General features: G+C 37.6%; 14 protein-coding genes. 6 read left to right on the top strand and 8 right to left on the bottom strand.

The features are described 5' to 3' along the window. Positions 1 to 46: 46 nt before the first annotated feature. The 7 genes from ACXACQ_RS14185 to ACXACQ_RS14155 all read right to left on the bottom strand — a co-directional run bounded on the left by ACXACQ_RS14185 (position 47) and on the right by ACXACQ_RS14155 (position 5,170). Positions 47 to 415, bottom strand: coding sequence for a DsrE family protein (locus ACXACQ_RS14185; protein ID WP_474976612.1), 369 nt, complete (start codon positions 413 to 415; stop codon positions 47 to 49). A gap of 3 nt (positions 416 to 418) precedes the next feature. Further along, complete coding sequence (locus tag ACXACQ_RS14180; protein WP_474976611.1) at positions 419 to 1,045, bottom strand: LysE family translocator; 627 nt, start codon at positions 1,043 to 1,045, stop codon at positions 419 to 421. Between the two features lie 99 nt (positions 1,046 to 1,144). After that, complete coding sequence (locus ACXACQ_RS14175; RefSeq protein ID WP_474976610.1) at positions 1,145 to 1,684, bottom strand: hypothetical protein; 540 nt, start codon at positions 1,682 to 1,684, stop codon at positions 1,145 to 1,147. 127 nt (positions 1,685 to 1,811) lie between these two features. Beyond that, positions 1,812 to 2,234, bottom strand: a complete 423-nt coding sequence (locus tag ACXACQ_RS14170; protein WP_474976609.1) for an ester cyclase — start codon at positions 2,232 to 2,234, stop codon at positions 1,812 to 1,814. Positions 2,235 to 2,321: 87 nt separating this feature from the next. Further along, positions 2,322 to 3,218, bottom strand: coding sequence for a helix-turn-helix domain-containing protein (locus ACXACQ_RS14165; RefSeq protein WP_474976608.1), 897 nt, complete (start codon positions 3,216 to 3,218; stop codon positions 2,322 to 2,324). Between the two features lie 160 nt (positions 3,219 to 3,378). Then, positions 3,379 to 4,092 carry a pirin family protein gene (locus ACXACQ_RS14160; protein WP_474978481.1) on the bottom strand — a complete coding sequence of 238 codons (714 nt, stop codon included), beginning with the start codon at positions 4,090 to 4,092 and terminating at the stop codon, positions 3,379 to 3,381. Positions 4,093 to 4,297: 205 nt separating this feature from the next. Continuing rightward, a complete protein-coding gene (locus ACXACQ_RS14155) occupies positions 4,298 to 5,170 on the bottom strand; it encodes an AraC family transcriptional regulator (RefSeq protein WP_474976607.1) in 873 nt (290 codons plus the stop codon). A 432-nt stretch (positions 5,171 to 5,602) separates the two neighbouring features. On the opposite strand from ACXACQ_RS14155, the gene ACXACQ_RS14150 reads away from it, so the two are divergent. From ACXACQ_RS14150 to ACXACQ_RS14125, 6 genes are all read left to right on the top strand, one after another. After that, complete coding sequence (locus ACXACQ_RS14150) at positions 5,603 to 9,790, top strand: hybrid sensor histidine kinase/response regulator transcription factor (protein ID WP_474976606.1); 4,188 nt, start codon at positions 5,603 to 5,605, stop codon at positions 9,788 to 9,790. A 216-nt stretch (positions 9,791 to 10,006) separates the two neighbouring features. Then, a complete protein-coding gene (locus ACXACQ_RS14145; protein WP_474976605.1) occupies positions 10,007 to 12,244 on the top strand; it encodes a cellulase family glycosylhydrolase in 2,238 nt (745 codons plus the stop codon). Positions 12,245 to 12,359: 115 nt separating this feature from the next. Next, positions 12,360 to 15,398: a glycoside hydrolase family 48 protein gene (locus ACXACQ_RS14140; RefSeq protein ID WP_474976604.1), complete on the top strand. Its 3,039-nt coding sequence runs from the start codon at positions 12,360 to 12,362 to the stop codon at positions 15,396 to 15,398. A 314-nt stretch (positions 15,399 to 15,712) separates the two neighbouring features. Beyond that, entirely contained in the window at positions 15,713 to 17,080 is a 1,368-nt protein-coding gene (locus tag ACXACQ_RS14135) for an amidohydrolase family protein (RefSeq protein ID WP_474976603.1), read from the top strand. A gap of 16 nt (positions 17,081 to 17,096) precedes the next feature. Continuing rightward, the gene (locus ACXACQ_RS14130) at positions 17,097 to 17,618 is read left to right on the top strand and encodes a cupin domain-containing protein (protein ID WP_474976602.1); all 522 of its coding nucleotides are present in this window, start codon (positions 17,097 to 17,099) and stop codon (positions 17,616 to 17,618) included. Positions 17,619 to 17,800: 182 nt separating this feature from the next. Further along, entirely contained in the window at positions 17,801 to 19,504 is a 1,704-nt protein-coding gene (locus tag ACXACQ_RS14125; RefSeq protein WP_474976601.1) for a basic secretory protein-like protein, read from the top strand. Between the two features lie 76 nt (positions 19,505 to 19,580). Here the strand turns inward: ACXACQ_RS14125 and ACXACQ_RS14120 are convergent, their stop codons facing one another. Next, positions 19,581 to 20,237, bottom strand: coding sequence for a pyridoxamine 5'-phosphate oxidase family protein (locus ACXACQ_RS14120; RefSeq protein ID WP_474976600.1), 657 nt, complete (start codon positions 20,235 to 20,237; stop codon positions 19,581 to 19,583). Positions 20,238 to 20,358: the final 121 nt, after the last annotated feature.

The following is a 20,358-nucleotide window of genomic DNA, read 5'->3' as shown; positions in this document are numbered from 1 at the left end:
TTTACTATACCAAAAGTATAAATGTACTTATATCAATGCAAGATTACTAACTTCCACCCTTCACATATGAATAGCCTTTTTCTTGAAGTAATATAATCTCTGCCAATGCTGAAGGTACTACAGTGGCTTCCGAAATGAGCTTTACATTATCTAACCCCAACCGATTTAATGTATTAAAACATGCAGAAAACCGTACTGACCTCTTTTTGTGCAATTCTTGAATATAGTCTAACACATTGCAGCTGTCTTCCAAAAGTAACTCCACTCCTTTTCCGTTGGTAATAATTTCTATCTTACAATCGGGCAATGCGGTAAGTATATTCTTTATCTGACCTATAATTGTAAATTGTTCTGCAGCATCTACATCACTCACCTGCATTACCACCTTATGACTTGCTAATTCACTTCCTGTCATCAACTATTTCTTAGATAACGCCACTTTCAACCCCATCAAAATAAACACGACTCCTGAGAACCTATTCATAATTTTACTGACATAAGGAGACTCCTTTAATTTCACAGAAAAAACTGAAGCACCAAACACTATTATTAACAGCCATATTAAGCCTAAAATCGAGTAAATAGATCCTAGTACAAAGAATGGTGTAGGTTCATTAATAGCTTCAAACTCTATAAATTGAGGAAAAAACGCTAAGAAGAATAGCGCTACCTTAGGGTTGAAAACACTGGTAAGTAAACCTGAGAAGTAATTAGCTGAAATGGTATCGGCCTTAGGTGAATTGGCCATTTTATATTCAACCTTTTTGCTAAAAATAGATTTTACTCCTAGATATACCAGATAAGCAGCTCCGGCATATTTAATTATAGAAAATAAAATAGCAGAATTAGCCAGAAGAACAGACAGCCCCAGTGCGGAAAAACATGTATGAACCATGCCACCTGAAACTACGCCAATAGCCGCCCAAATAGCATTTTTCCTGCTCTGCTGCAGTGCTTTGTTTAAGATAAAAATGGTATCTATACCTGGAGTTAAAACAAAAATGGTGGCGGCAATAAGAAAAGTTGTTAAATTTTGTATTCCCATAAATAAATATTCAAACATATTTACGGTGAATATACATAATAAGTACAACTCAGCTTACAACCGCCACCAAATTACTATATAAGGTGAGCAAATATTCTTTTACTCTTCAGAGTCCCAACCTTGGTCCGGAGTATAAAAAGAATTCATTCCGAATGCTGCATGATATTCTAATCTAAATTTATCATCCATTTTTACATACTTGAAATCACCACTCTTCAACCCCACAAATGATGAAGGTAATTCTTCTACTTCATTAGTAGAAACAAGTTCTTCCAATGCTTTTGGAAGCTCTCCGTATTTCTGCTTATAGTTTTCAATAGCTGCAATTACCCTATCTCCTTTTTTCTCAGTTAGCGACATTTGCCAACCAGAAACCACTACGGTTAAAAACATTGCAAAAACAGTCAACAATATGCTATAATAAAACCACTGATAGGTTTTACTTCCATCATTTCTTTCTGTAAAGTAGAGCAATGTTCCTAAAAGAACACAAGCACCTATAATGATAAGAGCCGAAAACATAGCCACAGGAATCATATTAATAGAAAGTCCCAAAAATAAAATAGTTATTAAAGCCACAAATACAAAAGAATATAAAAATGTAGCCCTACTATTGTCATTAAAAATACCCTCTTTCATCTTTTTATTATATTTTATATTATATAATTAAATATATTGCAATATAGTAAATGTAATTTTGATTTGAAAGGGAGACTATGTTTTTTATCTATTTTTATTTATTAGAATAATTATATTATTAAGATAATTACATTGAATTTAGTTTAATCCAATCTTCAAGGTGCCAAGTTTTTAAAATTTTGCCATCTTCAAATTCATGAAACTCATGCAAGGCTACATTCACGTGCTTGCCTGTAGCCTTTATACCCATAAAATCATGCGTGAAGGTAAAAGACATTTCGGCCCTTACGCCCGCCATATGATTGTTACCTATTATATCCTTTATACTAATCTGAATGTCAGGAAAAACTGTTGTAACATTTTTGATCAAGTCTATCAAACCCACTGCTCCGGCTCTTTGTCCCGGAGGTAAAGGTATATCTTGCCAGTCTTCGCACAGAGCACTTAAAGATGCCATCGCATCTTTGGTGTTAAATGCATTATATAATGTTCTCACTGATTTTTCTTCCTCAATAGTTAAGCCCGTATTTGATAAGTTTTCTTTTTTCATATTACTTTTATTTAATGCAAAAGTAACTGCGAGCGTGCGTGAGTAGATAGACTTTAAGAAACCTAAAATGGTGGTTTTCAAACTAGTTTATTGTCTGTAACTTCTTGGTGTGGCTTCTGTATGTTTTTTAAAAAATTTAACAAAATAAGAAGAGTCTTCAAACCCCAGACAAAGTGCTATTTCATTAATGTTCCAGTTGGTGTGTTTCAATAGAGCTCTGGCCTCTGCAGCAAACCTTTGTCCTATTATTTGCGAAGGGGTTTTACCTGTAGTCTTCTTTAAAACTCTATTCAAATAATTCAAATGAATATTGAGTTGATCTGCATAGTCACTAGCATTTTTTAATTGCACCCTTTGCATAGGAGATTCTATAGGAAATTGCCTTTCCAACAACTCCATAAAAATAGAAGTAACACGCTCAGCTGCATTAGAATTTGATTTTTGAGACACTGGTACATTGAGATTTTCCCATTTCATGGCATCATGAATAATTTCTAAAACCATGTTTCTTAAAACATCAAATTTATAGGCATAATCAGACTCCATCTCATCAAACATAGACCTAAAAACATCTGCTATTTTATCGTATTCGCTGGTAGGCAAATCTAGCAATGGCATGCCACCAGGCCTATAAATGGGATAATCGTTAATATTTCCATAGCCCTTGAAAAACTCATCAGTAAAAACACAGAAATAACCTGCGGGAGGTGAATCTTCTGGTGTCCACTTATAGGGAATCATAGGGTTGGCAAACATTAACATGTTATCTTTTATGTCAATAGTTTTATCTGCATAATGCACTGTGTTTTCACCTTTTATAAGCGCTATTTTAAAAAAATCTTTCCGGCTATAAGGCATCTGATATGCTGACTCAGGATTAACATAGGCATCCATTGTAAATACATTGAACTTACCCACTCTATGAATTATCTCACTAGGTAATTCACCCATTTTCGACCTATAAAACTCCTCTAATGATTCCATTCAAATGTTGAATTATCGCTTCATTTACAATTTGTGAATGTATTTAATTCATATCAAGTCAAGGTAGTGTTTGTCAAGCTAAATACAGTAAAAAAGAAACCATATCAATAAAAAAGGGAGGCAAATTAGCTGCCTCCCTTACATTTACTCGCTTGGTATATTAAAGTTGCATCGGAACTTCCATTAAAAGTACCTTAGCTCCCGGTGTTACAGTCATCTCAAAGCTATCAGTGTCTGATATGCCATAGCCATCCCTCCTACTCAATTTTTGGTTGTGGATAGACACCTCTCCTTCTAACACAAACACATAAACACCATTACCCTTTTGTTTTAAGTGGTAGGTTTGTTGAGCATTTTCATCAAAATCACCCAAGTGAAACCAGGCATTTTGATGAATCCATACACCATCATCATCAGTATTAGGAGATAAAATCTGATAAAACTGATTTTTGGTATTGCCACTAGTTAAGGTTATCTGATCGTACCTAGGCTCTACATTTTTTTTATTTGGAAACACCCATATTTGCAAAAACCGCACTTCCTTGTCTGGGTTTTTATTGTATTCGCTATGAAAAATACCGGTACCCGCACTCATCACTTGCACATCGCCTTCTTTTATTACCGTTACATTTCCCATACTATCTTGATGCTCTAAATCACCAGAAAGTGGTATGCTAATAATCTCCATATTATCATGAGGGTGCGTACCAAAGCCTTTTCCACCTGCCACTACATCATCATTAAGTACTCTTAGCGCTCCAAAATGTATTCTTTGTGGGTCATAATAATTGGCAAAACTAAAAGTATGATGACTATCTAACCAACCATGATTAGCATGTCCCCTAGTACCTGCCTTGTGCAAAATAGTATTCATTTTATCCTCCTTTGTATCTTTATGTTGTTCTACTGATTTCATCATTAACTCATAATCTGAGTGCTTTACCCTTATATTCTTTGTCTTGAGCATTTTTATCCTCCTTTCAACATTTATATGGCTGCTTTATCAACTCTTCAAAGATGAGACTGCTCTAACAATATTTACTTACAAGAAATCGGTAATGACTTATAAAAATCCGATATCAGCTATTTTTTTTGTATGAAGATGGACTCTCTCCTGTACATTTTTTAAAAAAGGCACTAAAATGTGCCGGTTCTTGAAAACCAAGGCTATAACCTATTTCTTTAGTACTCAAATCAGAAAAAAATAGCATACGCTTTGCGGAGGTAGTGATGCGTGCCTGAATGTATTCCTTAGCAGTTTTTCCTATCAAAGATTTAATTGTCCTATTTAAATGATCTGGCGTTATACTCAGCGCTTCGGCATACTGAGATGTGGAGTGCCAATCGGTAAAATGAGTTTCCACTAACTGTTTAAAATTTCTTAGAATAGAGTTACCGGCCTCTACATATTGGCTATGTGCCACATTTTGAGGCAGTGAGCACAAGTTATTACAACATATCAAAAATAACTTCAAAACCGCGCCTATAGCCTGTTCTTTGAATTTATCATCAGACATGTTAAACTGCTCCATTTCCTCGCAGTATTTTAATAACCTCTCTAAAGACAGCTCATCTAGTAAAATAGGAGGATTCTGATCGTATGCATAAAATAAATTGAGATCAGCTATGAAACTGGCCGGAATGTTATTGTCAACCAAAAATTGGCTAGAAAATACAAGTGAATACCCCAACGATGCTTCAGTCTCAATGAGCTGATGTACCTGACCCGGAGCTAAAAAATAAACCTGAGCACCTTTAAGTTCATATTCACTGAAATCAATAATGTGTTTTCCTGCCGCTTGCTTCACTAGCAATATAGTGTAGTAATCATGCCGGTGGGGTTCATCTGGTTGCCCATGGTGCTTCTCATATATAATCTCCATGCGAGATATTCCGAAACCTTTTCCGGGATCTTTTTTATTTACATTATTATAAACTTTTATTGGATCCATATTTGAATAACTTAACAATATACTCCCGCACTATGTCTTCAACCAAGCAGAAACAACTCTATATCAAAGCATTACATCTCTGCATTTTTAAGTGACAATTTTAGGAAATTTAAAAATAGGCTTAATCAAGTATTTAGGTCGCTATAAACCTCAAAATATTAAAAGTAAAAATCACTCTTAATATTGTTTTTTCATTTCTATTTTGTCTAACTTATATAATAAACGTTCAACCTACTACCTAAATTTATGCTTAGTTTAATTAACCTCATTGAGCCCGCAGGCTCCTCTATCTTTTGGCTTTTTCATCAATCTATTACTAACAAAAGCAAGCTTTTAAAGCCTCACTAGCAGCTGCGCTTTTCCATTCGGTTGTAGTGGCTTTAACTAACTTATCAAAAGTCGCTTAGCGACATAATAACAACTGAAAAATAGATGAGATATATAGGTATACTATTAATCTTTATTGCGGGCTTGAAGCTTAATTTAAAAGCTCAAGTATTTCCGGATAATATAAAAAGTTATACAAACAAAAATGGCCTTAGTGGAAACATAATTACCTCTTTTGCTCAAACATACAATGGGCTTTTATGGATTGGCACCACTGAAGGACTAAATCGATTTGATGGATTAAAATTTCAAAAATACACTCATAAAAAAGATTCCACCTCTATTTCTGACAACTACATTACTACGCAATTTGTAGATCATAAAAACAACCTTTGGGTAGGTACGAAAACAAAAGGCTTAAACTTATACGTGCCCGAAAAAGACCAATTTATTAGATACAACCATAAAGATTATGACCAAAACACATTAACAGATTACTTCATAACCTGTATTAATGAAGATTCCAACCATAATTTATGGGTGGGTACAAGTATGGGACTAAACTTATTCGATGAAAAAAATCAATCTTTCAAAAGGTATTTTCATGAAACGGAAATATTGATTGACAAGAGCTGCATTGAAAAACTAGAATCAGTAATACCCCAAAACATCATAAATAAAATTAGTGGCCTGCAAGATGTAGTATTCCAAAATGTAACACAATTCACCTCTTCACTGCACCATCTTATTGGAGCGGAGGCCACAGACAAGCATATTGGCACTATCCTTAACTACTCTAAAAACCAACGCCATGCAGAACACATACAATGCCTAGCTGCAGATAAAAAAGGCAACCTATGGATAGGATACCTCAATCATGGTCTCTCCTATTTCAACCCTAGCAGCAACTATTTAGAGAATATAGAGCTACATAAAAAAAACGGTGAACCCATAAAAAACATCAATGCTCTGCTTTTTAAAGATTCAATTTTGTGGGTAGGCGATAATGAAGGCAATTTGATTCGTTACGATGTAAACAAAAAAGAAGAGCGGCTAGTAGTATTTTCAGAAACACATACCAGTATAGAAAGTCTCAACGCCTACAACTCACAACAGGTTTGGGTAGGCACCGACATGGGCACATTTACCATAGCTGCTGACCAGAAAGCTCCCATGGCCACCAAGCAGTTCATCAAGACTTCACTATCTTACTTATCTAGCAAGTGTATGTTTAAAGATGATGAAAACAACTTTTGGATTGGTATGGATCAGCATGGGGTTGTTATGCTTTCTTCTGGCTATTTTGACAACAACACCAGCCATAATAGCCAATACGACAAGCTTGAAAAGAAAAGCATTTCAGCTATACTACAAGATCATGAAGGCAATTTATGGATAGGTTTCTATGCCGGTGGAATTCAAATACTAAAACAAAGTAATAATGAAATAGCCACTTTTTTACCCGGCTCTGCCAAAGGTAATTTAGGCAAAGGATCTGTTTATTCTATATTTCAAGACAACCTGCACAATATTTATGTGGGCACTTATGATGGCGGCTTACAGGTATACAACCCCTCTTCGCGTAGTTTTTTCAGTTCACATTTTAATAGCCATTTAGCTGCTACCAACAAAAAGATAGATGTAAGGGACATCACTCAAGATGAATCTGGAAACTTGTGGCTCTGCTTACACGGTGCAGGAGTAGCATATTATAAACCTGCTAAAGACTCATTAGTACTTTTTAATGCAGACTACCTCAATTGGCAACACAGCTTATCTAACGATTGGACCTACACCCTTACCATAGACAAAAGCCAAACGGTATGGATAGGTTCTGTTGCGGGCATCAGCAACTATAATCTCGATGAAAATTCGTTTACCACATACAACGAGGAAAATAGCAACCTAACCCACAATCAGGTAAGATGTGTATTTACCGACAGCAAAAACAACACATGGATAGGCACTGAAAATGGTTTAAACAAAGCATCGGACACCTTCAACGGATCTTTTACGACTTATGGAGTAGAAGAAGGTATTGACATGCCCAACATCACCGCCATTTTAGAAGATAAAGATCACAACCTGTGGGTTACTACAAAAAATAGCATCTACCTGTACAATGAAAGCCGCAACCACTTTATTAATTACCAAAATCATTATGACATCAACAACAATGAAATCATACACCAAGCGGCCGAAGTGGGTGAAAACGGAAAATTCTATTTAGGAGGCAATCAAGGATTAACAATAATTGACCCTAATAAAAAGATAGCTAAAGCTCCTACTATCCCAATCAATGTTAATGGACTAACCTATTTTAATAATTATGATAGTGTCAAGGTGTTCAACCCGCAGAATGATTACACCTTCACCATTCCTAGTGAACTCAACAATATCTCCATTGACTTCAATGCAATTACATTTAATAATCCCGAAGACATTATCTACAGTTATAAATTAACCAATTTAGACAGCGATTGGAGAAACATAGGCAACAAAAACAATATTGCATTCAGCAGCTTGCCTCCCGGCCAATACACACTTCAACTAAAGTATAGCCTCTATGGTATTGATTCAGCCGATATATTTAACCTGAACTTCACCATCTCTCCTCCTTTTTATTTATCCGCTACTGCGCTTCTATTTTACGTGTTAATTTCCGCTCTTATATTAATATTATGGCTGCGCTGGAAGCTAAATACTTTAAAAATAAAACGCCAAGAAAAGCAAAAAGCTCTTTCTGCTAGTGAGCAACAAGCGAAAGAGCACCTCAGAATTCGTTTCCTTTCACACTTCTCTGATGAACTAAGAGCTCCACTGGCGCTTATTAACGAACCGCTAGAGAAAATAATAGCTGATGACGAAAAATTAGATGAACGAAAAAGAAAAGACTACCTCGCATTAATGAATAGGAACACTAAGAGGCTGCTCCACATTTTAAATGAATTTAACACCAGCTATAATGGGGAATCAGCGTCTAATCCTTTAGAAATTACAGAAGATGATATTATAGATTTTTGCAGACAAATTACCGAAGCTTACTTCTACACTGCAGATCAAAACAACATAGAGTTTACTCACGAATTTAATGTTGAACAACATATAGCCTTCTTCGATAAAGATAAATTAGAGAAAATACTATACAATTTACTTTCGCATAGCTTTACCTACGCATATAATGGTGGTCAGGTATCATTTAAACTGACTATAGATACCCATAATATTGCTACAGCCAAGCTCAACCTCAGCTACACAGGCACTGGATTAACCAAAAACGAACTGAAAGATATTTTTGAAAAGCCCAAGCATAGCGCATTTGAATCACTTGACGAAAAAATTGCGAGTTTAGAAATAGTAAAAGAAATAGTAAGCATCCACAAAGGGCAATTTAGGATTACTAGTAAACACGGAGAAGGAGCTAATTTCCAAATAACGCTTCCTATCAGCGAACATTTTTACTCCAGCCATATATTTAAAAGCCCTGATCCGTATCAAAATATTTCTAACGCCCCCATTTCAACACAAGAAACCAATGACAACAGTCAGCTACCCTTACTTTTAATAGCTGATGATCATGACGATTTACGTTGGTATCTAAAAGATGATTTGAGTTACAACTTCAACATAAGGGAAGCCAATAATGGATATGATGCCTTTAAGTTAGCCACAGAAATACAGCCCGATATTATTCTCTCTGATGTAATGATGCCCAAGATCAATGGCATAGAGCTGTGTCAGAAATTAAAATCAGATCCAAGAACGGCCCATATCCCAGTAATAATGCTTACCGCCAAAAGCAGCGATTCAGATCAGTTAAAGGGTATTGAAGTAGGAGCTGATGATTACATATGCAAACCGTTTAACATATCCTTATTGAGATACAAACTATTAAATCTCATTAAACTAAAGGACAAGATTTCTGCGCATACTATTCTCAACCATTCTCCTGCTCTGGAAAATGATAAAACCAAAACATCTTTCTTAGACAACCTACAGCGGGTTATTAATAAGCATATGCACGATGAAACCTTTGGCCCTGAAAAGTTAGCTGAAATACTGCACCTCAGTCGCTCTCATTTATACAAAAAAGTCAAAAAAGAATCGGGCCACTCAGTAAGTATCCTCATCAGAAACATGAGGCTCAAAAAAGCAGCCCAATTACTCACTAGCTCCGACCTTACCATTGCTGAAATAGCATATAGTGTGGGCTTCAGTGACCCAGGATATTTTGCCAGATGTTTTAAAAATTTATATGGCCAATCCCCTACTGACTACATGCACCTAGGCTAAGACGCCTTTCTTACATAATTTAACTTTATTACGAAATCATACTTATAACAGGCTCATATAATCCTGTTATAAGTATGATTAAACTACATAAGAAGACTATAATCCTAAAAGAAGACTATAGTACAAGTGCGCAACAATAATCATAGTGAAAGATAAAATAGTGTCTGTAATGCAATAATGAGGTGATTAAATTCGATTAACTAAACCTCACGAAAAATGAAAACGCCTTACCCACTATTAATTACCCCACGACAGTCTATGTACTGTTTGTTATTACTCATTTTTAGCTTATTCCTATCATTACCTGCAGGAGCTCAAAACTATCTTACTGCTGAAGGCAACAAGCTACTAGATAGCCAAGGCAATACCGTACGGCTTACGGGAGTCAACTGGTTCGGTTTTGAGACTAACGAATTAGTGCCTCATGGCTTGTGGGCACGAGATTGTAAAAGCATGCTCCAGCAGATCAAAGACCAAGGCTTTAATTGTATAAGAATCCCTTGGTGTAATGCCATGCTAGCGCCAGAAGCCACCGCAAAGGTCAATAGCTTTGGTACAGACCCTTATACGGGCGTAAGCCCCATGAATGCTGAAGAAGCTACAAAAACAAAACCAATAGAAATACTTGACATCATTGTAGATTGGTGCCAGAACAATAACATGAAGATTATTTTAGATAATCATTCAAGAGAGCCCGGAGGCTATATGAATGAAGATCTTTGGTATACTTCTAATTATCCTGAGAGCCAATGGATATCAGACTGGGTATTCATAGCTGAAAGATACCAAGGTGTAGATGCTGTAGTAGCCATGGACCTTAATAATGAGCCTCATGACGCAGCCACTTGGGGGAACAGCAACCCTGCCACCGATTGGAACAAAGCAGCAGAGAGGTGTGGAAATGCCATCTTAGAAGTTAACCCTGATGTTTTAATCATGGTAGAAGGCATTGAAGACTTCAATGGAGATGTATACTGGTGGGGAGGCAACCTAAAGGGAGCCATACAATACCCTATTGTGCTATCCAACCCGTCAAAATTAGTTTACTCTCCGCATGAATACGGACCTACTGTTTTTCCTCAAGACTGGTTCAACGTGCCTAATTTCCCGGCTAATATGCCTGCCATATGGGAAGACCACTTTGCTTTTATCTACAAGCAAGACATTGCCCCAATGTTCGTGGGAGAATTCGGCATTAGAGATGCTGAAGGTAAAGATGAAATATGGTTTGACAGCTTTTTAGAATATATGGGCAACGATTATAGCTGGACTTTTTGGTGCTGGAACCCAAACTCTGGTGATACCGGAGGTCTACTAGATACGCAATGGGCCAACGTTGTGACTTGGAAAATGGAAAAGCTAGCTCCATACTTGGCAGCAGAAATCCCTAACGGATCATCAACGCCTAGTGATATACTGAGCTTATCTAAAGAAAATATTACTTTCAATACCGAAGCAAACTCAACTTCACTAAGCATAACCGCAAACAACTCATGGCAGGCCACTAATGATGCGGACTGGATCTCTTTATCAGCAACTTCTGGAAATGGAAATAGCGACATTACAATAAGTAGCACCGCCAATACAACAAGTAATGCCAGGTCAACATCTATCGTTTTCACTTCAGGAAACCTTACTGAAACACTATTTATTTCTCAAAATGGAATTAATGACAGCGTATATCTTAACGCCTCACCGAAGAGTTTCAATTTAAGTAGCCCTGAAATAGAACTATCTGCCTCTATTATGTGCAATACCACTTGGAGCGCAACTTCAGCCTCTGAATGGATAGAACTCGACAGTTTTACGGGCAATGCCAATGGCACGCTTTCCTTTACTGTGGAAGAAAATAACAGTGACTCTTCGAGAGAGGGCTTCATTGAAATTCAAGCAGAAGACATCACAGTTGACATACAAATTATTCAACAAGGAATGACTAACGAAGGGAGCTGTAGCAACCCTGTTGAAATTAATTTACCTTTTAGCTTCGATGGTACAGGAGAATATTGCTGGGTTACAGATCAGGCAATTCAATACATCAATTCATGGAATGCGGAAAGCATTGAAATTAATGAAGTAGACTTCACAAATACGTATGGGGCTACTTTCCCTGACAGAATCAATAATCACTACTACATTCATTATAAGGGTAACTTTGCATACTCACACATGGAGTTAAATGAGAATTCTACTTCAAGTAGGATGTCTCATTTAACGGACCAAAAGCATGGGCTGAGCTATCCGAACCCAGCCAAAAACAAGCTACTTTTCAAGATTCAGAACTCGAGTGAATATAGCGTCATTATCATCAATGCTAACGGTCAAAAAGTTATTAATCAAAAGCTCAATGACTCCAACAGCATAGATATAGATGAGCTACCTAACGGAATATATACCATCCAACTTTATGAAAAGCATCAATTAATCACCACAGAAAAACTAATCATAAAATAAAACATAATTCAATAAAGTATTTAAGCACACAATCAACTAAAAAAACAACTCAACTACTGTCTAAGTGTGGCTTTAACTAAAACAACTAACTATTTCATAAATAAACGAGACAACTATGAAAAAACAATTAATCACCTATTCTTTAACCTTGCTGTGCGCTTTTGCCCCCTATTTGGTCTTGGCGCAACAACAAACCAATGAATACCTTCAGCGGTTTATGTCTTTAAGAGACAAAATACACAATCCCTCTAATGGATATTTTAGCCCTGATGGTGTTCCTTATCACTCTGTAGAAACTTTAATTGTAGAGGCTCCTGATTATGGGCACGAAACAGTGAGTGAAACATATTCTTATTGGCTTTGGCTAGAAGCACTTTATGGTAGAATTGAAGGCGACTGGCAACCATTAAATGACGCTTGGGCTAATATGGATGACAATATCATCCCTACTACTGACTTACAGCCTACAGCAGGTAATTATAACCCTAATTCTCCTGCTACTTATGCTGCAGAATTTCCGTTACCATCTTATTACCCTGCACCATTGCAATCAGGAATACCAGTGGGGCAAGACCCGGTGTCTTCAGAACTTTCTTCTGCTTATGGATCTAGAGTATACGGAATGCACTGGTTATTAGACAGTGATAACTTCTATGGCTATGGAAACAAAGCTGATGGAGAAAGTACTCCTTCTTACATCAATACCTTCCAGAGAGGTGTTCAGGAGTCAGTATGGGAAACAGTACCTCAACCATCTTGGGATGACTTCAGCTATGGAGGCCAGTATGGCTATTTAGATCTATTCACTGACGAAGGTCAGGCTCCTGCTAAGCAATGGAAGTATACCAACGCTCCTGATGCAGATGCCAGAGCAGTACAAGTAATGTATTGGGCTTACCTATGGGCAGAAGAGCAAGGTTTAAACCCTGAAAACACCTTGCCTGTGGCTGATGCCAGCAAAATGGGTGACTTCCTAAGGTTAGCTATGTTTGACAAATACTTTAAGCCTATGGGTGTGCAAAGTGCATCAGCACCTGGAGCCACTGGCTATGAAAGTGCTCACTATCTAATGTCATGGTATTATGCTTGGGGAGGCCCTATCTCCACCTCTCAAAACTGGGCTTGGAGAATAGGCTGTAGCCACAACCACTTTGGCTACCAAAACCCTGTGGCAGCTTATGCCCTAAGTGAATTTGACCCATTAAAGCCTGTAACTCCAAATGGAGCTAAAGACTGGGGTACAAGCTTAGACCGTCAGTTAGAGTTTTACCAATGGTTACAATCAGCTGAAGGTGCAATAGCCGGTGGTGCTACTAACAGCTGGAATGGAGATTACAGTGCCTACCCTGCAGGTACACCTACATTTTATGACATGGCTTATGTAGAGCACCCTGTATATGGCGACCCTGGCAGTAACGAATGGTTTGGATGGCAAGCATGGTCTATGGAGCGTGTTGCAGAATATTACTACATCACCAATGACGTAAGAGCGAAAGATGTATTAGATAACTGGGTGGACTGGGTACTTAATTCAGTAGAAATTACTAGTAATGGCTATCAAATTCCTTCTACATTGAATTGGTCAGGAGCTCCTAACACATGGAATCCTTCTAACCCTACACCAAACAGCTCACTTCACGTAAGTATAGAAAATTACACTCAAGATGTAGGTGTTACTGGTTGTCTTGCAAGAGCTCTAACTTACTATGCAGCAGCTACAGAAAAATACGAAACCCTTAATACGGAGGCACAAGGCCTAGCTAAGGATTTATTAGATAGAGTTTGGGATAACTATTACGAAGAAGATGGCATTGGTGTAGCCAACCCAGAAAGTAGAGGAGACTACAACAGATTCTTTGAGCAAGAAGTATATGTGCCAAATGGCTGGCAAGGAGAAATGGCCAATGGAGACGAAATTGAGCCTGGAATTAAATTTTTAGACATCCGTTCGGACTATAGAAATGACCCAGATTTCCCTGCATTAGAAGCAGCATACAATTCTGGAAGCGATTATACTACTACTTACCACCGTTTCTGGTCTCAGGCTGATGTAGCGGTAGCAAATGCAATCTACGGATTACTTTTTGGAGAAGGAACTGACGTCAACCACAAACCTACTGCTGTTGCTTCTTCTGATGTTACCACAGGAGATGCCCCATTAACTGTAATGTTTGATGGCAGTAGCTCTAGCGATCAGGATGGAGACCCTATTACGTACTTATGGACATTTGGTGATGGAACAAGCTCAACAAGTGCCGCTCCCACTCACACCTACACCAGCATAGGTTCGTATACAGCTACACTTACTGTAACTGATGACTCAGGATTATCAGCACAAGCTACTATTGATATAGAAGTATCAAGCCCAGGCAACGATGCTCCAGTAGCAGCATTTAGTGCTACTCCTACCTCTGGAGATGCTCCTTTAACAGTATCAGTAGATGCTTCTGCTTCATCTGACCCTGACGGTGATAACCTCACTTATTCTTGGGATTTTGGTGATGGCACATCTGCTACAGGCGTAACTGCAAGCAAAACATATACAACTGCAGGAAATTACACCATTACCTTAACGGTAAGCGATGGTGAATTGACATCGTCTGAAACTGTAGCTATATCAGTAACTGAAGCACCTAGTGGCGCATGTGACAACCCATCTCCTATTACACTTTCGTATGCTTATAATGGAGCAGGTAGCTTATGCTGGGTAACATCAGGCACTGTGAGTTTTATAAACTCATGGAATACAACTTCTGTAACTATTAACGGTGTTGATTTCACTAATACTTGGTCTAATAGCATGCCTCCTAAAATAGATGGAAAATATTATATCCAATATGAGGCTAATGTAGGTTGGGCACATTTCGAAATCAACGGTAGCAGCGCAGGAAGAATTGGCAATACTGACCTTACTTCATCTACTGAAATTGAATTATTCCCTAACCCAGCTTCTTACGAATTTATCATTCAAGGAATCTCTTCTAATGCAGAAATTAGCATAGTAGACCTATCTGGTAAAATCACTAAGCAAGTGAATAGCAAAATAGAATCTGGAACTATTAAGATACCTACCCACGGACTTCACAAGGGTATGTATTTAGTAAAAATCATTCAAGAAGGAAAGGTAACGTCACTACCAGTCTTCATCAAATAAGATTAAAATTTAAAAGGCCACCCTGAGGTGGCCTTTTATCACTCTTTTTTGTCTACAAATTCCTTCTAATGCTTCGCTGTACCGATCTCCCGCATTAGGGTATTAGCAATCAATTTCAAGCTTATCTTCATCGGTTACTGATACCGGTATACTATTTACATTTTCCGCAAGTACTTCCTCTTCCTTGTACCAAGAATGGGTATAATATCTTCTCCTTGACTAAGTACCAAAGCCAGCTGAGCAGAACTACAATCTTTTCGATCAGCCTGTTTAGCAAAAGAACATTCGCTATATGCACTTGTTATATTTAAGCTATGAATAATATAAGATATAAACTACTTGCTATATGCAGTTTGATATTCATATTACCAGCCTGCAAACACATATCATCAGAACTTAACACCGAACAATTGCTCATAAAAGGAGCTGTAATAATAGACGGAACTGGTTCGGAGTCATTTCAGGCAGATCTGCTGATCGAAAATGGAGCAATTGCTATGATTGGCAAAGACCTTCCGAAAGTGGATGGGCATACAATAGACGCAACTGGCAAAACCATAATACCGTCACTCATTTGTACACATGCTCATGTAGGCAACCTTAAAGGGACTAGCACTACAGAACAAAATTACACCAGAGACAATGTATTATCTCAACTCAATAAGTACCAATCTTATGGTGTAAACTGCGTCTTAGCATTAGGTACAGATAGGCCCGTATTATTCAAAGATCAATTTTACGACTCCTTAAACAAAGGATTATTTGAAGGAGCATTGTTATACAGTGCCGGATACGGATTTGGGGTATCAAATGGATTACCTCCCGAAGATTACGGCATGGACATGGTTTATAGACCTAAATCAGAAGTTGAAGCCATTGAAGATGTAGATGAAGTTAACCAACTGCACCCTGCTGTATTAAAAATTTGGGTTGACGACAATCATGGCAAAGCTCCGAAAATGTCTCCTACAATTTACAATGCTATTATCAACCATGCCCACGAAAAACAACTGAGAGTAGCCGCTCATGTGTATAACCTCAAAGACGCCAACAACTTAGTTGATGCTGGAGTTGACATTATTGCGCACAGCATAAGAGATAAAGAATTAGACGAAGCCACCATAGATAACATCAAATCGCATGAAGTCATGTACATACCTACTTTAGCACTTGATAAATATGCTTACATCTATAATTCTACAGAACCAATACCTTGGTGGGAGGAGGAGTTCTTCCAAAACTCACTAGAACAAGGAGTGTACTCTTCATTACAGGCAAAACTTAGCTCGCCCGATACTACAAACCTAATCATGAAGAAACGCGCATTCCAAATAGCATCTATCAACCTTAAAAAACTTTATGATGCAGGCGTACTCATAGCCCTGGGTACAGACTCGGGCGCTCAGCCAGAAAGGGCACAGGGCTTTTCTGAGCATTTGGAGTTAGAACTTATGGTAAATGCAGGTCTTACACCCATACAAGCGATTACTATTGCCTCTAAAAATTCAGCGAAACTTTTAAAAATTGAAGATAAAACGGGTACTCTACAGGTGGGAAAAAGCGCAGATTTTATTATATTAAATAAGAACCCTGAGAATAACATAAAAAATACTAGAACCATTAAATCAGTCTATCAAAATGGTAAAAAAGTGAGTAATGGCCCTCCACAAACAAAGAGCTAAATAAAACAACACTACAATGAACGCTACATGTACAATAGTTAAAATAGAACAACATTTGTTTGAAGAAAACGATGAAGTTCCCAATAGTAGGTATCCGGTATTGATTTATCGCTACCTTTTTAATGACGAAGGTGAAAAAAGAGCCTTATGGCTAGAATCAAGGTTTAATCAAAACCGATGGACCAACAGCTGGAAATGGGGAATATACGACTATCATCATTTCCATAGTAATACCCATGAAGTACTGGGAGTTTATCAGGGCGAAGCTGAATTACAACTGGGAGGTGTAACAGGTAAAATATTAAGAATTCAAACTGGTGATGTCATCATCATCCCTGCTGGTGTAGCGCATAAATCCATCAGTTCTTCTGAGACTTTTGCCGTGGTAGGCGCCTATCCTAATGGCATAATGCCTGACCTTCAAAAAATAAACTCTGGTAAATTACCGTTAATATCACAGAAGCTCAAATCGTTAAAAAAGCCTGACACCGATCCTATTTTTGGTAAAAAGGAAGGACTTTTAAAGTTTTGGAAATAATATAGCCCCTCCTCCATTCTGCTATATCATTGATTTTCAACTGGCATAACCATCCGCCTATCCACCTACGTTATCGGTAACCTCATCGAATAACGCGTTGTATTTTTTTTTGTTCATTAAAAATAATCCTATCTTCCTTCTCTAAATAAATACCTAAACCATTTTCACTAAACCGATTTAATATGAGAAAAATTCTCTTACCATTGGTGGGCCTTGGTATGCTTATACCCGCTAGCAGTACCTTTGCTCAAACAGACATTACATCCAATGGATCTATCACCACACAGTATGATGATTCTCCTACTTATGAGAGTATTGAAAAGCTGATTGACAATCAATCAAACTCAAAATTTTTGACTTTTCATAATGCTGCATGGGTACAGTTTGCAGCTCCATCAGCTGTAGTTATCAACAGCTACTCACTAACCTCGGCCAACGATGCTCCCGAAAGAGACCCTTTAAGCTGGACATTACAAGCCTCTAACGATGGCAATTCTTGGACAACCCTTGATAGCCGTAGTGGAGAAGACTTTGCATCACGAATGCAAAAAAACTCTTATAGTTTTACCAACACTGAGGCTTATAGTTTTTTTAGGCTCAACTTGGAAAATAATAGTGGCAATATTTTACAACTGGCCGAGTTAGAACTTTTTGAGCTGGAAATAGGAGTTTCATTATTTGAACATTGTGACTATGACGGCTATCAAATAGACCTTGCTACTGGTGAATATACCACAAGCGAGTTAGAAGCAGCCGGTGCATTATCTAATGATGTATCTTCTTTAAAAGTAAAACAAGGTTTTAAAATCACCTTATTTGAAAATGACAACTTTGGAGGAAATTCAATTGTACTTTCAAACGATGAAAGCTGCCTTGTAGCACACAGCTGGAATGACAAAACCTCTTCTTTAAAAATTGAAAAAGATTTAGAAGGCTGGGAAAATTTCGTATACCCTACTGTAGTTTTTGATAACCAAGCAGACTACACTACTGGCTCGGACATATTAAATACCGCACTGCCCAATATTGCGGATGCTATGCGCGAAATGTGTTTAGAGATATGTAAAAAAATATATGCGAACAATGCAGACGCCAGAGTGAATTTCACTAAACTTAACCTTATACTAGAAGACACTGATGGTGTAGCCGGAAAATGGGGAAGTCCGCCAGAAATATTTATTGCTGTAAGTGCCAACCATTTAGAAAACGTTTATAACAATAACGGAGGCAGTTACGAATCAGTAGCTAAAGAATTAAAAGGAATACTAGCACACGAGGGCACACATGGGTATCAATGGGAACCTAAAAATGCGGGAGATTATGCTTACGGCACCGATTTTTATGGTTTTATTGAAGGCTTAGCTGATTACGTAAGAATCAACACTACCGGTTTTGAGCCACAAAGATATCCGCGCTTGGGCGGGCATTGGACTTATGGATATGAATATTCAGGTTTTTTCATTGATTGGTTAGCCGATCACAAAGATCCTGATTTCGCCATTAAGTTAAATCAGTCGGCCAGAGATTACAGCACATGGTCTTGGGATTCTGCCTGTCAAAATATTTTAGGCGAAAGCGTACAGTCTCTATGGGACCAATATCAGGCGTACTTATCTGCCAATGCTTTACAAGCACGAACAGTGGCCAATGACGAGGTTTATCCTAACCCTGCGAGCAACAGGCTTTACGTAAAAGCTTCTGAAGGTAAAAAAGTACAAAATGTAGCTGTTTATTCCACTGAAAAATCAAGTAAAACTGAAATCAATATGCAGCAGGCTGTTGACAGTATGGAAGTAAACATTTCGGATCTAAAACCAGGCTTGTACATGCTTATTATATCCAACACTGATGGTAGCAAAGAATACAGAAAATTCTTTAAAGAATAAATAAACAATAAAAGCTCCTGCTAGCAGGAGCTTTTATTCACTCATCAATTTTATCAACTAGACTAATAGTTCTTATTTAACCTTCACCTTTTTGTAATAATTCTCCGTATTGATCTAAGGTGATAGTACCCAAATCAGCTACTTTTTCTAAATCTTTCTGGGGCAACACATCTTGGATGGCATCAATTCTTTTCCAATGTGGAGTTGGCGGATTCAGATTTTGCTCTGTCGGCACATATTTACTTGTTTCAGCTTTTTTAAACCTGTGTATATAACGTGGACAATTGATAAATATTTCACTCACCTCTACCCTTACTACCACTTCTGCCCCAATAAATTCTGCTAGCAGTGGATCCTGCCTATCAATAGTTGCCTCGCCATGTATTCTTATTCTGTGTGGTGTCTCAAAGTCAATCAGCAACAACCCTACCTTACTATGTTCCAATATATTGCCTAATGACATAAACATACCATTTCCATTATAACTCGGAAAAGCAATGGTTTTATTGTCCAGCACTTTCATAAAACCTGGAGCACCACCTTTATGAGAACAAGTAGGGTATCCCCTATGGTCTACAGTGGTCAAAAAAAACATATCTCGAGACTCTATAAAGCCTTTATCCATGTCGCTAATTTCATGAGCAACAATCAATTCTTTTTCTCGTGCGGCTAAACCTTCAGTCCCAAATTCATGCTGTAATTTCAATTGTTGAGCTCCGTACAATTCACTCATAATGGTTAATAATTAGGTAAACAAATGCTTAATTGATTTTAATAATATTATTCATTGGTATCATCATAAAACTGGCAAGTATGTGATATAACTCATTCAACACTACACGCACATATAATCA

Source organism: Fulvivirga sp. AWR4_260, from assembly GCF_056158185.1.
This window is presented reverse-complemented; position numbering and strand designations above follow the sequence as displayed.

Bases quoted from the DNA above. Each gene is read 5' to 3' on its own strand.
- ACXACQ_RS14155 (WP_474976607.1), bottom strand. From the start codon at position 5,170: ATGGATCCAATAAAAGTTTATAATAATGTAAATAAAAAAGATCCCGGA.
- ACXACQ_RS14130 (WP_474976602.1), top strand. From the start codon at position 17,097: ATGAACGCTACATGTACAATAGTTAAAATAGAACAACATTTGTTTGAA.
- ACXACQ_RS14145 (WP_474976605.1), top strand. From the start codon at position 10,007: ATGAAAACGCCTTACCCACTATTAATTACCCCACGACAGTCTATGTAC.
- ACXACQ_RS14135 (WP_474976603.1), top strand. From the start codon at position 15,713: ATGAATAATATAAGATATAAACTACTTGCTATATGCAGTTTGATATTC.
- ACXACQ_RS14165 (WP_474976608.1), bottom strand. From the start codon at position 3,218: ATGGAATCATTAGAGGAGTTTTATAGGTCGAAAATGGGTGAATTACCT.
- ACXACQ_RS14125 (WP_474976601.1), top strand. From the start codon at position 17,801: ATGAGAAAAATTCTCTTACCATTGGTGGGCCTTGGTATGCTTATACCC.
- ACXACQ_RS14185 (WP_474976612.1), bottom strand. From the start codon at position 415: ATGACAGGAAGTGAATTAGCAAGTCATAAGGTGGTAATGCAGGTGAGT.
- ACXACQ_RS14160 (WP_474978481.1), bottom strand. From the start codon at position 4,092: ATGAATACTATTTTGCACAAGGCAGGTACTAGGGGACATGCTAATCAT.
- ACXACQ_RS14175 (WP_474976610.1), bottom strand. From the start codon at position 1,684: ATGAAAGAGGGTATTTTTAATGACAATAGTAGGGCTACATTTTTATAT.
- ACXACQ_RS14180 (WP_474976611.1), bottom strand. From the start codon at position 1,045: ATGGGAATACAAAATTTAACAACTTTTCTTATTGCCGCCACCATTTTT.
- ACXACQ_RS14150 (WP_474976606.1), top strand. From the start codon at position 5,603: ATGAGATATATAGGTATACTATTAATCTTTATTGCGGGCTTGAAGCTT.
- ACXACQ_RS14120 (WP_474976600.1), bottom strand. From the start codon at position 20,237: ATGAGTGAATTGTACGGAGCTCAACAATTGAAATTACAGCATGAATTT.
- ACXACQ_RS14170 (WP_474976609.1), bottom strand. From the start codon at position 2,234: ATGAAAAAAGAAAACTTATCAAATACGGGCTTAACTATTGAGGAAGAA.
- ACXACQ_RS14140 (WP_474976604.1), top strand. From the start codon at position 12,360: ATGAAAAAACAATTAATCACCTATTCTTTAACCTTGCTGTGCGCTTTT.